The following is a 13,483-nucleotide window of genomic DNA, read 5'->3' as shown; positions in this document are numbered from 1 at the left end:
GCCCGACCGGCGCCAGGGAGCCGTTTCTTCAGTCTTCGTCCAGACCGCGCGGCGTGCGCATGCCGGCGGTCTCGCCGCCGTCGATGGTGAGCACGGTGCCGTTGACGTAGCTCGACCGCTCCGACAGCAGCCAGGCGACCGCGTCGGCGACCTCCTCCGGGGCACCGAAGCGGCCGGCGGGAATGCGCTGCTCCAGGCGGCGGCGCTTGACCTCCTGAGTCTTGATGCCCTGCATCATGCGGGTGTCGATCTGGCCGGGGCAGACGGCGTTGAAACGGACCTCGTCGCCGAACTCCAGCGCCAGCGCCTGGGTCATGCCGATCACCGCCGCCTTCGATGCGCAGTAGATCGCCAGCCCCTCCTCCCCGATCTTGCCGGCGACCGAGGCGACATTGACCACCGCCCCGCCCGCCGCCCGCAGCCCCGGCAGGGCGAGGCGGGTGAACAGGAAGGCGCTGCGGGCGTTCACCGCCATCACCCGGTCCCAATCCTCCACCTGCGCCTCGGCGAAGGCGACGCGGCGCGACATGCCGGCATTATTGACCAGCCCGTCGATGCGGCCGCCGCCAAGCTCCATCGCGCGCCCGACCGCCAGCGCGCAGTCGTCGGGCGAGGCGACGTCGCCCGGCTGGAAGACCGCCCCCGGGCAACGGCCGGCGAGGTCGGCGCCGGCCGCCTCGTCCCGGCCGGTGAAGAGGACGGTTTGCCCCTCGCCAGTCAGGCGCTCCACACAGGCACGGCCGATGCCGTGCGTGCCGCCGGTAACGATGATCATGCGTTGCTCCCAGGCTTTGAACCGGTCCCCCGCCCCAGCCGGGTGAGGAGAACCATGAAGACGACGGTGACGCCGACCAGCAGGGTCGACATCGCCAGGATGGACGGGTCGATGGTGTCGCGGATGCCGTCGAACATCTGGCGCGGCAGGGTCCGCTGCTCCGGCCCGCCGATGAACAGCGCCACCACCACCTCGTCAAAGGAAAAGATGAAGGCGAACAGGCCGCCGGACAGCACGCCCGGCAGGATCAGCGGCAGCGTTACCGTGAAGAAGGCGCGCACCGGCGAGGCGCCCAGGCTGTAGGCCGCCCGCACCAGGGTGGTGTCGAAGTTGCGCAGGGTCGCCGTCACCGTGATGACGACGAAGGGCGCGCCCAGCACCGCATGCGCCAGGATCAGCCCGGCATAGGAAGCGGTCAGGCCGATCCGCGCGAACAGGAAATACATGGCGACGCCGCTGATCACCACCGGCACCACCATCGGCGCGATCAGCAGGCCGAGCAGGAAGGAGCGTCCCGGCAGGTCGTTGCGCGACAGCCCCAGCGCCGCCAGCGTGCCCAGAACCGTGGCGAGCGCCATGGCGCCGGTGCCGACGATCAGGCTGTTGCGCAACGCCGGCAGCCAGGGGCCGGAGGCCGCCAGCACCTTGTTGTACCATTGCAGCGACAGGCCGGGGATCGGATAGGACAGGAAGCCGGCCGAGCTGAAGGAAATCGGGATGACGGCCAGGATCGGCCCCACCAGGAAGACCATCATCGCGCAGCAGAAGGCATAGTGGAGGACACGGGTCGGACTGGGCATCGGACTGGATATTGGGCTGGACATGGGGGTTCGGCCTCTCGGAAGCGGGGACCTCATTGGATGCCGGCGATGCGGCCGACGCCGATCAGGCGTCCGACCGTCGCGTAGAGCAGCATGATGCAGAGGAGCAGGATCGCTCCCAGCGCCGACGACAGGCCCCAGTTGATGGTGGTGTTCGCGTAGTAGGCGATGAAATAGCTGGTCATCTGGTCGCGGGCGCCGCCGACCAGGCTGGGCGTGATGTAATAGCCGACACCGATGATGAAGGTCATCAGGCAGCCCGCCCCGACGCCCGGCAGCGTCATCGGCAGATAAACCTTGAGGAAGCCGACCGCTGGACGGGCGCCCAGCGAGGCCGAGGCCCGCATGTAGGAGGGAGAAATGCCCTTCATCACGCTGAGGATCGGCAGGATCATGAAGGGCAGCAGGATGTGCACCATCGCGACATAGAGGCCGAAGCGGTTGAACACCAGCTCCAGCGGCGCATCGGCGATGCCGAGCCGGGCGAGCAGTCCGTTCAGCACGCCCTCCTTCTGCAACACCACGATCCAGGCGCTGGTCCGCACCAGCAGCGAGGTCCAGAAGGGCAGCAGCACGCAGACCATCAGGACCGATGCGAAGCCGCGCGGCAGGCTGACCAGCGCATGGGCGAGCGGGAAGCCCAGCACAAGGCACAGGAGCGTGGTCACGAAGCCGATCCACAGGGTGCGGCCCAGCGTGTCGATGTAGATGCGCTCCTCCGCCGGAGCCCGCACAATGGCCCCGCCGTCGTCCATCCGCAGGTCGAGCGCCGTCAGCAGGTAATAGGGCGTCAGCGGCGGGCTGGCCCGGCGCAACGCCGCCCAGGTGGCAGCTTCGCCCCAGCGCGCGTCGATGCCGGTCAGTTCCGCGGTCCAGTCCGCCTGCGGCCGGTCGACGGCCCGGACGGCGCGCGCGGTCTTGGCCAGCAGCGCGCGGTAGCCGGCGCGCTCGTAATTCAGGCGCCGGCTCGCCTCGCCCAGGCGGGGCTCGCCATAGGCGGCCTTCAGGTCGCGGGCCAGCGCGGCATAGGCGCTCTCGGGCGGCAGGCCCTCGCCGGTCCAGCCGCGCATTTCCGCGGCGACGCCGGGCAGCGCCTCGCCCACTTCGCCATTCTCCACCGCGTGGACCAGCATGCCGCCCAGCGGCAGCACGAAGACCAGGGTTAGGAACAGGACCAGCGGTGCGATCAGCAGCGCCGAGACCATCCGGGCCTTCGCGCGCGACGACAGGGACGGCGGCGCCAGCGCCGAAGTCCCATCCAGAGTTTCCGTGGTGCTTGCCATGCGCGTCATCGCTCCGTCCCGCCGGTCATCGGGATCGCCAGTTGGCGAAGCGCGCTTCCAGCGCCTCGCCATGGTCGGCCCAGAAGGCGGTGTCGAGCGGGACCGCCAGCTGGAAATTCGCAGGGTTCGTCGGCAGGTCGGCGGCCAGCGCCGGGTCGATGCCGAGGTTGGCCTTGCGGTTGGTCACGCCATAGGCGATGTGGCTGGGAAAGCGCGCCTGCACCTCCGGCCGGCTGGCGAAGGCGATGAAGCGTTCCGCCGTGGCGCGGTTCTTCGCCCCCTTCGGGATCGCCCAGTAATCGACGCCCAGCACCTGCCCGCTCCAGGCAAGCGCGAAGGTCCGTCCGCTCCGGTTGGCGGCCGTCACCCGCCCGTTGAAGGCGGCGGACATCGCCACGTCGCCCGAAGCCAGCCGCTCGATCGGTTCGGCACCGGAGGTCCACCAGAGGATGTCCGGCTTGAGCCTGTCGAGCGATGCGAAGGCGCGGTCGACCCCGGCCGGCGTCGCCAGCAGCTTATACACCTCGCCGCGCGGCACGCCATCGGCCAGCAGAGCGATCTCCAGCGTCATCTTGGCAGTCTGGCGCAGGCCGCGTTTGCCCGGCCAGCGCTGCACGTTCCAGAAATCGGCCCAGCTTTTCGGGCCGTCGGCAATGCGGGAGCGGTCGTAGGTCATCACCATCGACCAGACGAAGGCGCCGACACCGCACTCGCTGTAGGCCTCGTCGATGAAGTCCCGGCGGTCGCCGACCGCGGTCCAGTCGATCTTCTCGAACAGACCCTCCTCGCACCCGCTCAGCAGGCTGTTCTGTTCGACCTGCAACACGTCCCAGCTGACGCTGCCGGTGTCGACCATGGCGCGGACCTTCGCCATCTGGCCGGAATAGGAATCCTCGGTCAGCTGCACCTTGGCGGCATCGGCGAAGGGGCGGAAGAACACCGCGCGTTGGGCGTCCTGCAACACGCCGCCGGCGCCGACGATGGTCAATTGTCCGGTTTGTGCGGGAGATTGCGCCAGGGCCGGCGCGGACCAAAGTCCGGCCGCCAGCGCGCATCCGACGATGCGCGTTGCGTAAAGTGTCATGACTCTCACCTGTTCAGGAAATCGTTTGCGGCGGGCTCTGTACCCGGTCCGCCCTGCACCCGGTCCGGTGAACCCGGATCTATTGGGCGACCCAGCGCTCGAAGCGCTGCTGCAATTCGTCTTCGTTGTTCACCCAGAAAGGCGTGTCGATCATCAGCGCGCCGGCCATGTTCTGCGGAGCGGTCGGCAGGTCGGGCTGGATTTTCGCGTCGATCAGGGCGGAGGCGCGGGCGTTGGTAACGCCGTAGGGGATCGTTTCGGCGAAGCGCTTCTGCGCGTCCGGGCTGGTCATGTAGGCGACCAGTTCCCTGGCCGCCGCCAGCTTGTCGGTGCCCTTGGGGATCGTCCAGTAATCGGCCGAGTAGAGCTGCTGGGACCACAGCATGGTGAAGGCCCGCCCGTCCTTGTTGGCGGCGGCGACCCGCCCGTTGTAGGCGGAGGTCATGACGACATTGCCGGCAGCCAGCCATTCCACCGGCTGCGCGCCGCTGACCCACCAGCGGATGTGCGGCTTGATCAGGTCCAGCTTGGCGAAGGCACGGTCCACCCCAGCCTTGGTGCCCAGCGTCTCATACAGCTTGTCGGGAGCGACGCCGTCGGCCAGCAGGGCGATCTCCAGCGTCATCCGCGCCTGCTTGCGCAAGCCACGCTCGCCCGGCCAGCGCTTGAGGTCCCAGAAATCGGCCCAGGATGTCACGCCGGGGGTCTTGGCCGGATCGAAGGCCAGCACCTTCGACCAGACGAAGGCGCCGACGCCGCAAGGCGCCTTGACCTGGGGCAGGATGTCGGCGGCACCGGGCTGGCTTTTCCAGTCGAAGGGTTCGAGAAGCCCCTCGTCGCAGGCCAGCGTCATCTCGTTCTCGTCCATTTGCAGGACATCCCAGCTGACCGTCCGCGACTGGTTCATCGCCTTCAGCTTGGCAATGCCGCCGGTATAGGATTCCTCGATCAGCGGCGCGCCCGATCGTTTGGCAAAGGGCTCGAAATAGGCGGTGCGCATCGCGTCCTGCAACGATCCGCCGAAGCCTACGACGGTCAGGTCGCGCGCTTGCGACGACCCGGACGCAATCAGCATGGCGAACAGAATGGGCGCGCAAAGGCGCCCTGCCCGTCTCGTCGTCATCCGACCCTCCTTACTTGGATCCCGGAAATTGTATGGAACCCGGAAGGCCGGCGGCATCGCGCCGCAACGGACCATCCGATGCGGAAATCTTATAAGTTATAAATTACCTGTCAAGGCGGGCAATTCGGTCAGTGCGTCGTTTGGTGAAATGCGGCGCCGACCGCCAGCAGGCCGGCGATCAGCAGGAACTCCACTCCCTTGACCGACCCGACCATCTCCGCCGGCAGTTGCAGGATCAGGCCATAGGCGGCGACCGGCATGAGGACCGCCAGCGCCACGGCACTCCCAAACCTGCGCAGCGCCACCAGCACCGCACAGGCGAAGGCGGCCAGAAGGGAACCGGCGGCCATCGGATGAGCCGGGATCAGGTCCGGCGCGCTGTTGCCGAGCTGCCCGGCAATCGACAGCAGATGATTGCCCAGCCAGCCGAGAAGGCGCTGGTTGCCCGAAGGCATCATCAGCAGGTCCAGCACCCCGCGGACGACGGAGCAGCCGGCGCTGTGCAGCTTGCAGGACAGGGTCGACAGGGTGTCGCCGGCGGTGGTGCAGAGGGAAGTGGACTGGCTCATGACCCGCGTCCTTGGATCCATGTGAGAGATCGGGATCAGGCCGGACGCGAACGGAATGCCGTGCCGGTCAATGCAAGGACGCTAACCGTTCTGCTGAACGCGATAAATAAACGAAACAGAAGAAGACTGTTGCACGTGTCGGAACGACGGCAAGGGCCACTCGCTCTTCCACCGCCATCTAATGGCCGGCACCGTCCCCGAGATCGATGCGTGTCGCCAGGAAATCCAAGAAGGACCGCACCTTCGGCGGCTGAATCCGCCCACCGGGAAAAACCGCGTGCAGATCGACATCCGACCCCTTCCAGCCGTCGAGCACCCGCTGCACCTGCCCGGCCGACCGGTAGGATCGCATGGCGAAGTCGGTGGCGAGAACCAGCCCGCCGCCGGCCAGCAGCGTCGAGACCAGCATCTCCGGATCGTCGGCCGACATCACCGGGTCGATGACCGCATCCACCCCATCGCCGGGCTGGCCTCCATTGGTGCGGAACAGCCGCCAGCCGAAGCCCGAAGGACGGCGGGCGGTCATGTTCGCCAGCGTCAGATGACGGATCAGCTCGTCGGGATGGACCGGCAGCCCATGGGCGGCACAATAGGACGGTGCGGCATAGACGTGGCGGTGCAGGACGCCCAGCTTGCGGGCGGCCATGCTGGAGTCCTGCAACGCCCCCATCCGGATCGCCAGATCGATGTCCCGCGCCACCAGATCGAGGTTCTCGTGGCTCAGCACCAGATCGATGCGGACATCGGGATAGCGGCTGCGGAAGTCGGGCAGCAGCGGTGCGATGACCTTCATTCCGAAGGATGGCGGGGTGGTGATCCGCAGCCAGCCGCGCGGCGCATCGCGAAGCTGGGCAACGGCGCTTTCCGCCTGCTCCAGCTCTTCGGCGATCCGGCGGCAGCGCTCGAAATACACCGTCCCCGCCTCCGTCAGCCCGATGCGGCGGGTGGTCCGGTGCAGAAGCTGGATGCCGAGCCGCTGTTCGAGATCGCGCACCTTGCGGCTCAGCGTCGTCTTGGGCAGCCGCAGCCGCCGGGCGGCCTTCGTGAAGCTGCCCTCCTCCACGACCTTGACGAAGGCGATGGTGTCGTTCAGGTCCTGCATCGGCAACCCGGCGATTGGATCGGTTTCCGGCACAATGTTGCCCGGGTTGGACGGGTAATCAAGCCCGCCGCCCGGTGCTAACTGGTGGGCATGCGCGGCAGCGGAAGCGACCGCCGCCGCGGCACCCGATATCCGGACCGATCCTAAGGACAGGCAGAATGAAACCGCACACGCTCCTGCTGGCCGCCGGCCTGCTGTTCGCAGCCATCCCGACCGGCCATGCCGCTGATCATAAGGCCACCGGCCCCGATACCGCACAGTCCAGCCCCCAACCGGCGGCCCAACGGTCGGAAGCCGGACTCTACCGCTTCACCGTCGGCGACCTCCGCATCATGGCGCTCAGCGACGGCACCTTGCCGCTCGGCATCAAGCCGCTGGTCAAGGGACTGCCGCCGGACCGGATCGACGCGCTGCTGGCCGAGCGGTTCGAGCGCGATCCGCTGGAGACCTCCATCAACGCCTTCCTGATCGACACCGGGTCACGCGTGCTGCTGGTCGATACCGGCGCCGGCCAGCTGTTCGGACCCTATGGCGGCAAGCTTCCGTTCAGCCTCGCCGCCGCCGGCTATCGGCCCGATCAGGTGACCGACATCCTTCTCACCCACATCCACACCGATCATTCCGGCGGGCTGGCGCTGGACGGACGGATGGTGTTTGCAAACGCCACCGTCCATGTCGGTCAGCCCGACATCGACTTCTTCCTCAACCGCGACAACATCGCCAGGGGATTGCAGCCCCGGCTCCATGACGAGGCGGTCGCCACGGTCGGCCCCTACCTCAAGGCCGGCAAGGTGAAGCCCTTCACCGAAAAGTCGGAAATCCTGCCGGGAGTCACGGCGATCCCCACCCCCGGCCACACCCCCGGACATGCCTTCTACCGGGTGACGAGCCGGGGCGAGACCATCGAGTTCTGGGGCGACATCATCCATGTCGGGCCGGTGCAGTTCCCGCATCCGGAAGCCACCGTCGCCTTCGACATCGACCAGGATGCCGCCCGCGCCCAGCGCCGGGAGCGCTTCGCCGAGGAGGCCGACAGCGGTCAGTTGACCGCCGCCGCCCATCTCAGCTTCCCGGGGCTCGGCCGGCTGCGGCGCGACGGCGACGGCTACCGCTGGGTGCCGGTGGAATACCGCAACCGGCAGTAACCACAAACACTCCAGCCCCGGCGAAGCAAACGTTCAAGCCTCCAGCGTCAGCCCGGCACCCTCGACCGTGCCGGGCCGCGGCTGCGGCCCGCCCACGCTGCGCAGGCGCAGGCTGCGCCATGCCGGCTGGTAGCCGCCGGTCGCCTTGGCGGAGACCACAACGGCCTCTCCCTCGCGCACCGCGGTAAGGCGGGTCACCAGCCCGGCACCATCGCGCCAGCCGGTGGTGTCGCCGTTGTCGTCATAGAGCAGGGCCGTGGCGCCCTCCACATCGCCATAAGCGACCAGTTCGCGCTCCGTGTCCGTCGCCGGATCGACGCGCAGTCCGGCGGCCCCCAGCGGCAGCAGGGCACCCGCCCGCACGAACAGCGGCACCTGGCCGAGCGGGGCCGCCACCGTCGCAACGGCTCCGCCCGGATGGTGCGTGCCGTCGTGGAAGACATACCAGCCGCCGGGATTCTCCGGCAGCCGGACCGACCGGCTGTCCGCCCCCGGCTCCAGCACCGGCGCCACCAGCAGGTCGGGGCCGAGCATGAAGGCGTCCTCGGTCGCCGCTGCGCCGGGATCTTCGGGGAAATCGTAGAACAGCGGACGCACCACCGGCTCGTCCGCCTCCGCCGCCCGCCACATCCGCGTGTAGAGATAGGGCATCAGGCGATAGCGCAGGCGGATCGCCTCGCGGATCGGGTCGATGACCTCCGGATGCATCCAGGGCAGCGTCGTGATGCCGTCACTGTTCCAGCTGTTCATCATGAAGCGCGGCCAGAAGGAACAGAACTCGACGAAGCGGCAGAGCAATTCCGGCCCAGGGCTCGGCCCATGGAAGCCGCCGGTGTCATGCCCGATGTCGAACATGCCGGACAGGCTCATGTTGAGCCCCTGGGTCAGGTTGAAACGCAGCGTCTTCCAGGCGGTGGCGTTGTCGCCCGACCAGGTCTGGCCGTAACGCCACAGGCCGGCCGGGCCGCCGCGGGTGATGGTGTAGGGCCGCTTGTCCGGCGCCCAGGCGGCCTGCGTGTCGTAGGCCAGCTTGGTCATCAGCAGCGCCTGCGCCGGCCGCGCCAGCGTCTGAGGGAAAGGACGGCCGTCGCCGGCCGCCACGGCATCCTCGTCCCAGATCTCGTACTCGTTGTTGTCGTTCCACACCGACACCATGCCGGGGGTCAGCAGCGCCGTCTCGATCCCGTTGCGCCACCAGTCGCGGGCCTTCGCATTGGTGAAGTCGAGATGGTAGCCGAGCCCGTCCCAGAACTGCGCCACCGCCGGCTTGCCGGTCTCGCCGTCGGTCACCAGCCCGCCGACCCCGGTCACCTCCGACAGGCGGGGATGGTCGTCGAGCAGGCAGGGCTTCAGATTGGCGACCGGATGCAGCCCGGCGGCGTTCAGCTTGCCCAGCGTCGCCGCCGGATCGGGGAATTTGTCGTGGTTCCAGTGGAAGGCATAGCGCCGGCCGCCGATCATGGTGTAGCCGGAGCCGAAATGGAAACTGTCGCAGGGAATGGCGTGCTCGGCGCAGCGGTCGACGAAATCGGCGATGCGGGCGTCGGCATCGGCGGCGTCGGCGATGGCCATCGAGGTGGTGGCGAAGCCCAGCGTCCATTTCGGCCCGAAGGCATGGCCGCCGGTCAGGCGCGCGAAGGCGCGCACCACATCCGGAACGCCGGGACCGGCGAAGACATAGGCGTCGAGGTCGCCGTCGTCGGCACGGTAGGAGCGGAACAGCCCGTGGTAATTGTCGATGGTGGCGCCGACGTCGATCTCGGCGGTGGCGAGGTTGTCGTAATAGACCCCGTGCGCCCCCGTCGGCCCGGCGACCAGCAGGAACGGAATCATCTTGTAGAGCGGGTCGCTCAGCTCGGCATCGAAGCCGCAGGGATCGACCGCATCGACGCGGAAGCGGCGGCCGGTGCGGTCCAGCGGGCCGGCCTTGTCGCCCAGCCCGTAATGCCGCTCGTCCCCGCCGCGCTCGACGTAATGCGAGAAGGCATGGGTCCTGCGCGAGACGAAATAGGCCTGGGTGCGGCGGTCCTGCAGGAAGGGCACCTCCTCCCCCGCCCGGTACCAGGCGACGCCGAAGGGCTCCAGCGTCACGACGGCGCGCAGCGTCGCCCCCCGCAACGTGACCGTGCCCTCGCCCTCCTCGATGTCGGCTGCCGGACAGGCGAAGCCGCTCAGATCGTCGCGGTCCCGCCCGGCATAGGACGGATCGGACCCGCCGGGCGCCACCGACCAGCCGCGGTCGAGGCGGTAGCTCCCGTCGCGCCGCATCAGGATGCGGCCGACATCTTCCTCGACGAAACCGATGCGCAGATCGACGCCATGGTCGAGTTCGAACACGGCATAGATGCCGTCGCGCCCAATGAAACGGGCTCGGGTCAGGGCCTTCATGAAGGACTCCGGGCGAGAAGAGGTTCGGAACGGCAGGCAAGGCCCGCAGCGTCGAAGCGGTGGAGATGGTCGCGGCTGAACCGCACCGGCAGCAGGTCGCCGCGGGCAAGGCGGCTCTGGCCGTCGCAGCGGATGGTCAGCGGAATGTCGTTGGGACCGGTGGCGTACAGGAAGGTCTCGCCGCCGAGCTGTTCGACGAGGTCGACGCGGACGGTCAGGTCGGCGTCGGCCTCGGCGCAGGGCTCGACATGTTCGGGCCGGATACCGAGCGTCGTCGCCGGCCCGGCCACTTCCCCCCGCACCAGCTCCGTCGGCAGCAGGTTCATCCGCGGCGAGCCGATGAAGCCGGCGACGAAGAGGTTGGCCGGGCGGTTGTAAAGCTCTAGCGGCGTGCCGATCTGCTCGATCCGCCCGCCGTTCAGCACGACGATGCGGTCGGCCAGCGTCATCGCCTCGACCTGATCGTGGGTGACATAGATCATCGTCCCACCGATCTCGGCATGGAGCGCGGCCAGTTCCTTGCGCGTCGCCACCCGCAGTTCGGCGTCGAGATTGGACAGCGGCTCGTCGAACAGAAAGATCTTGGGATCGCGCACGATGGCCCGGCCGATGGCGACGCGCTGGCGCTGGCCGCCCGACAGGGCGGCGGGCCGGCGCTGGAGATAGTCGGTCAGGCGCAGCATGCGTGCGGCGCGGTCGACCCGTGCTGCGATCTCCGCCTTGGCGATCCCCATATTCTCCAGCGCGAAGCTCATGTTCTGGTGGACGGTCATGTGCGGGTAGAGCGCGTAGGACTGGAACACCATCGCCAGCCCGCGGTCCGATGCCGCGGTCCGCGTCACCTCCGCCCCGTCGATGCGGATGTCGCCCGCCGTGACCGTCTCCAGCCCGGCGATGACGCGCAGCAAGGTCGATTTCCCACAGCCCGACGGGCCGACGAAGACCACGAACTCGCCGTCGGCGATGCTGAGGTCGATGCCCTTCAGGACGGCGGTGCTGCCATAGTCCTTGCGGATGCCGCGAAGCTCCAGTCCGGCCATTTAATTCATCCCCCTCATTTCATGCCGGTATTCGCGATGCCGCTGGTGATGAAGCGCTGCAGGAAGGCGAAGACGAGCGCCACCGGCAGCAGGGTCACCACGGTCATGGCGAGCAGATAATGCCACTGCGTCTGCAACTCGCCCTGGAAGGCGTTCAGCGCGATGGGCAGCGTGTGGACCTCGGTCTTGGTCAGGACGGCCAGCGGCCACAGGAACTCGTTCCAGCGCCACATGACCGAGAAGATCGCCAGGACCGCCAGCGCCGGCATCGACAGCGGCATGACGATGCGGGCGTAGATGCGCCATTCCGACGCCTTGTCCATCCGCGCCGCCTCGATCAGGTCGCGCGGGATGGTCAGCATGTACTGGCGCAGCAGGAAGACGCCGGTCGGGGTGGCGGCACCGGGTAGGATCACCGCCCACAGCGAGTCGACGAAACCCAGCTTGGTGACCACCAGATAGACCGGCGCAAGGATGATGGTGATGGGGATCATCAGCGTGCCGATCACCCCCAGCATCGCCACCGACTTGCCGCGGAACTCGTAGACGGAGAGCGCGTAGGCGGCCATCGAGTTGATGATCAGCGTGATGATGGTCGCCACCACCGTCACCACCAGCGAGTTGCGCAGGAAGCGCAGGAAATCGAACTGGGTCAGCGGGTCGGTGTAGTTCTCGACCGCCAGCGCCATGTGGCGCACCGGCGTCCGGCGGTCGGCCGGAACCCGGATGGTCTGGCCGGGCGCTGCCGGATCGACCATCTGGGCGACGATGCCGACGCGGCGGACCTGCGCCAGCTCGCGGACCGAACCGTCCTCCATCGTCGCCTGGAACAGCGGCAGCGGCTGCGGATAGCCCGGAACCGACACCTCGCTCTGCGCCATCGGCAGCAGCGACGGCGGGAATTCCAGCAGGGCCGCCGGCGTCTTGAAGGACGACAGCGCCAGCCAGAGCACCGGGCCGAACATCAGCAGCACGCCCAGCGCCAGATAGGCATAGCTGGCGACATCGGTCCAATGCCAGGAGGCGCCGCCACGCCGCGCCAGCAGCAGGCGACGGAGTTTTCCGGTCATGATGCCCTCCGCCGGGTCAGGAAAAGCTGGATCAGGGTCAGGACGAACAGCACGGCCCCCAGCAGCACCGACGCCGCGCCGGCCAGACCGAAATTCTGCACCTGGTTGGCGAAGGCGGTGGTGTAGATGTACTGGACGACCATCATCGTCGCCGTGCCGGGACCGCCGCCGGTCAGCACGAACACCTCGTCGAACACCTGCACCGAGCGGATCAGCACCAGCACCAGCACGACCAGAAGGTTGGGCCAGAGCAGCGGCAGCGTGATGCGGTGGAAGACGCGCCAGGGGCGGGTGCCGTCCATCTCGGCGGCCTCATAGACATCGCGCGGGATGGCCTGGAGGCCGGCCAGCAGGATCAGCGTGTAGAAGCCCATATGGGCCCACACCGAGACGAAGACCGACCAGAACATCGCCCAGCCGGGATCGACGAAGAACAGGATCTTCTCGCCGCCCGCCGTGGTCAGCACCGCGTTCAGCAGGCCGTCACGCTGCAAGATCCATTTCCAGATCAGGGCGACGACAACCGGCGACAGCAGGACGGGGAAGAAATAGACCGCCCGGAAAAAGCCGCGGCCGCGGATCGGACGGTTCAGCACCAGCGCGGTGACCAGCGAGAACAGCACCATCGCCACCATCTGGAAGACGGTGAAGGTCAGCGTGTTCCCCACACCGCGCCAGAACAGATCCTCCCGGCAGCTCCCGGCTTCCAGATAGGATCCGCAGTCGAGCAGGCGGGCGTAATGCTCCGCCCCGACATAGGGCCGCTCCGACGGGAACAGCCCCGTCCCGCCCGTCACCGAGAAGACGATGTTGATCCCGATGGGCAGAAAGACGAACAACCCGAAGAAGAGAAGGTTCGGCAGCAGGAAGACATAGGGCATGCGCGCCGCGCCGACCAGGCGCTGCACCGCCCGCATCGGCGGGTCGGTCAGCCGCATCAGGGCGTTGGCGCTGCCCGTGGTGACGGCAGCCGCGGCGGCGGACGGACCGCGCGCGGGGGCGCCGTGCGATCTCATGGTATCGGTCATGTTCCACCGCCCAAGGTTGGGGGCCCGGATCGGAAGCCAAGGGTTGGGAAAGGAA

Annotated in this window: 12 protein-coding genes; 1 reads left to right on the top strand and 11 read right to left on the bottom strand. The window is 68.1% G+C overall.

Annotated elements, in window-relative coordinates; translation table 11 throughout:
- Positions 1 to 28: 28 nt before the first annotated feature.
- The 7 genes from ABNQ38_RS05475 to ABNQ38_RS05445 form a co-directional block, all read right to left on the bottom strand.
- Positions 29 to 775, bottom strand: a complete 747-nt coding sequence (locus tag ABNQ38_RS05475; protein ID WP_377806096.1) for an SDR family NAD(P)-dependent oxidoreductase — start codon at positions 773 to 775, stop codon at positions 29 to 31.
- Entirely contained in the window at positions 772 to 1,575 is an 804-nt protein-coding gene (locus ABNQ38_RS05470; protein ID WP_377806095.1) for an ABC transporter permease, read from the bottom strand. The genes ABNQ38_RS05475 and ABNQ38_RS05470 overlap by 4 nt, the downstream gene beginning before the upstream one ends.
- Positions 1,576 to 1,628: 53 nt before the next feature.
- Positions 1,629 to 2,879, bottom strand: coding sequence for an ABC transporter permease (locus ABNQ38_RS05465; RefSeq protein WP_377806094.1), 1,251 nt, complete (start codon positions 2,877 to 2,879; stop codon positions 1,629 to 1,631).
- Positions 2,880 to 2,904: 25 nt separating this feature from the next.
- On the bottom strand, positions 2,905 to 3,963 hold the full coding sequence (locus ABNQ38_RS05460; protein WP_377806093.1) for an ABC transporter substrate-binding protein: 1,059 nt from the start codon (positions 3,961 to 3,963) through the stop codon (positions 2,905 to 2,907).
- A 79-nt stretch (positions 3,964 to 4,042) separates the two neighbouring features.
- On the bottom strand, positions 4,043 to 5,086 hold the full coding sequence (locus tag ABNQ38_RS05455) for a polyamine ABC transporter substrate-binding protein (RefSeq protein ID WP_377806092.1): 1,044 nt from the start codon (positions 5,084 to 5,086) through the stop codon (positions 4,043 to 4,045).
- Positions 5,087 to 5,214: 128 nt separating this feature from the next.
- Positions 5,215 to 5,655, bottom strand: a complete 441-nt coding sequence (locus ABNQ38_RS05450; RefSeq protein WP_377806091.1) for a hypothetical protein — start codon at positions 5,653 to 5,655, stop codon at positions 5,215 to 5,217.
- 178 nt (positions 5,656 to 5,833) lie between these two features.
- Positions 5,834 to 6,757, bottom strand: coding sequence for a LysR substrate-binding domain-containing protein (locus ABNQ38_RS05445; protein WP_377806090.1), 924 nt, complete (start codon positions 6,755 to 6,757; stop codon positions 5,834 to 5,836).
- A gap of 158 nt (positions 6,758 to 6,915) precedes the next feature.
- Between ABNQ38_RS05445 and ABNQ38_RS05440 the strand changes: the two genes are divergently transcribed.
- Positions 6,916 to 7,902, top strand: coding sequence for an MBL fold metallo-hydrolase (locus ABNQ38_RS05440; protein ID WP_377806089.1), 987 nt, complete (start codon positions 6,916 to 6,918; stop codon positions 7,900 to 7,902).
- A gap of 33 nt (positions 7,903 to 7,935) precedes the next feature.
- On the opposite strand, the gene ABNQ38_RS05435 is transcribed toward ABNQ38_RS05440, so the two are convergent.
- Genes ABNQ38_RS05435 through ABNQ38_RS05420 form a run of 4 tightly spaced genes read right to left on the bottom strand, consistent with a single transcriptional unit; the run spans position 7,936 to position 13,428 of the window.
- Positions 7,936 to 10,290: a TIM-barrel domain-containing protein gene (locus ABNQ38_RS05435; RefSeq protein ID WP_377806088.1), complete on the bottom strand. Its 2,355-nt coding sequence runs from the start codon at positions 10,288 to 10,290 to the stop codon at positions 7,936 to 7,938.
- On the bottom strand, positions 10,287 to 11,330 hold the full coding sequence (locus tag ABNQ38_RS05430) for an ABC transporter ATP-binding protein (RefSeq protein WP_377806087.1): 1,044 nt from the start codon (positions 11,328 to 11,330) through the stop codon (positions 10,287 to 10,289). The genes ABNQ38_RS05435 and ABNQ38_RS05430 overlap by 4 nt, the downstream gene beginning before the upstream one ends.
- 14 nt (positions 11,331 to 11,344) lie before the next feature.
- Positions 11,345 to 12,400, bottom strand: a complete 1,056-nt coding sequence (locus ABNQ38_RS05425; RefSeq protein WP_377806086.1) for a carbohydrate ABC transporter permease — start codon at positions 12,398 to 12,400, stop codon at positions 11,345 to 11,347.
- On the bottom strand, positions 12,397 to 13,428 hold the full coding sequence (locus tag ABNQ38_RS05420; protein ID WP_377806085.1) for a carbohydrate ABC transporter permease: 1,032 nt from the start codon (positions 13,426 to 13,428) through the stop codon (positions 12,397 to 12,399). The genes ABNQ38_RS05425 and ABNQ38_RS05420 overlap by 4 nt, the downstream gene beginning before the upstream one ends.
- Positions 13,429 to 13,483: the final 55 nt, after the last annotated feature.

It is taken from the genome of Azospirillum sp. A29 (assembly GCF_042604625.1).
GTDB lineage: Bacteria > Pseudomonadota > Alphaproteobacteria > Azospirillales > Azospirillaceae > Azospirillum > Azospirillum palustre.
This window is presented reverse-complemented; position numbering and strand designations above follow the sequence as displayed.

What these genes read in the sequence shown, in the direction of transcription:
- ABNQ38_RS05460 (WP_377806093.1), bottom strand. Translation starts at nt 3,963, where the DNA reads ATGACACTTTACGCAACGCGCATCGTCGGATGCGCGCTGGCGGCCGGA.
- ABNQ38_RS05420 (WP_377806085.1), bottom strand. Translation starts at nt 13,428, where the DNA reads ATGACCGATACCATGAGATCGCACGGCGCCCCCGCGCGCGGTCCGTCC.
- ABNQ38_RS05470 (WP_377806095.1), bottom strand. Translation starts at nt 1,575, where the DNA reads ATGCCCAGTCCGACCCGTGTCCTCCACTATGCCTTCTGCTGCGCGATG.
- ABNQ38_RS05440 (WP_377806089.1), top strand. Translation starts at nt 6,916, where the DNA reads ATGAAACCGCACACGCTCCTGCTGGCCGCCGGCCTGCTGTTCGCAGCC.
- ABNQ38_RS05450 (WP_377806091.1), bottom strand. Translation starts at nt 5,655, where the DNA reads ATGAGCCAGTCCACTTCCCTCTGCACCACCGCCGGCGACACCCTGTCG.
- ABNQ38_RS05430 (WP_377806087.1), bottom strand. Translation starts at nt 11,330, where the DNA reads ATGGCCGGACTGGAGCTTCGCGGCATCCGCAAGGACTATGGCAGCACC.
- ABNQ38_RS05455 (WP_377806092.1), bottom strand. Translation starts at nt 5,086, where the DNA reads ATGACGACGAGACGGGCAGGGCGCCTTTGCGCGCCCATTCTGTTCGCC.
- ABNQ38_RS05425 (WP_377806086.1), bottom strand. Translation starts at nt 12,400, where the DNA reads ATGACCGGAAAACTCCGTCGCCTGCTGCTGGCGCGGCGTGGCGGCGCC.
- ABNQ38_RS05475 (WP_377806096.1), bottom strand. Translation starts at nt 775, where the DNA reads ATGATCATCGTTACCGGCGGCACGCACGGCATCGGCCGTGCCTGTGTG.
- ABNQ38_RS05435 (WP_377806088.1), bottom strand. Translation starts at nt 10,290, where the DNA reads ATGAAGGCCCTGACCCGAGCCCGTTTCATTGGGCGCGACGGCATCTAT.
- ABNQ38_RS05465 (WP_377806094.1), bottom strand. Translation starts at nt 2,879, where the DNA reads ATGGCAAGCACCACGGAAACTCTGGATGGGACTTCGGCGCTGGCGCCG.
- ABNQ38_RS05445 (WP_377806090.1), bottom strand. Translation starts at nt 6,757, where the DNA reads ATGCAGGACCTGAACGACACCATCGCCTTCGTCAAGGTCGTGGAGGAG.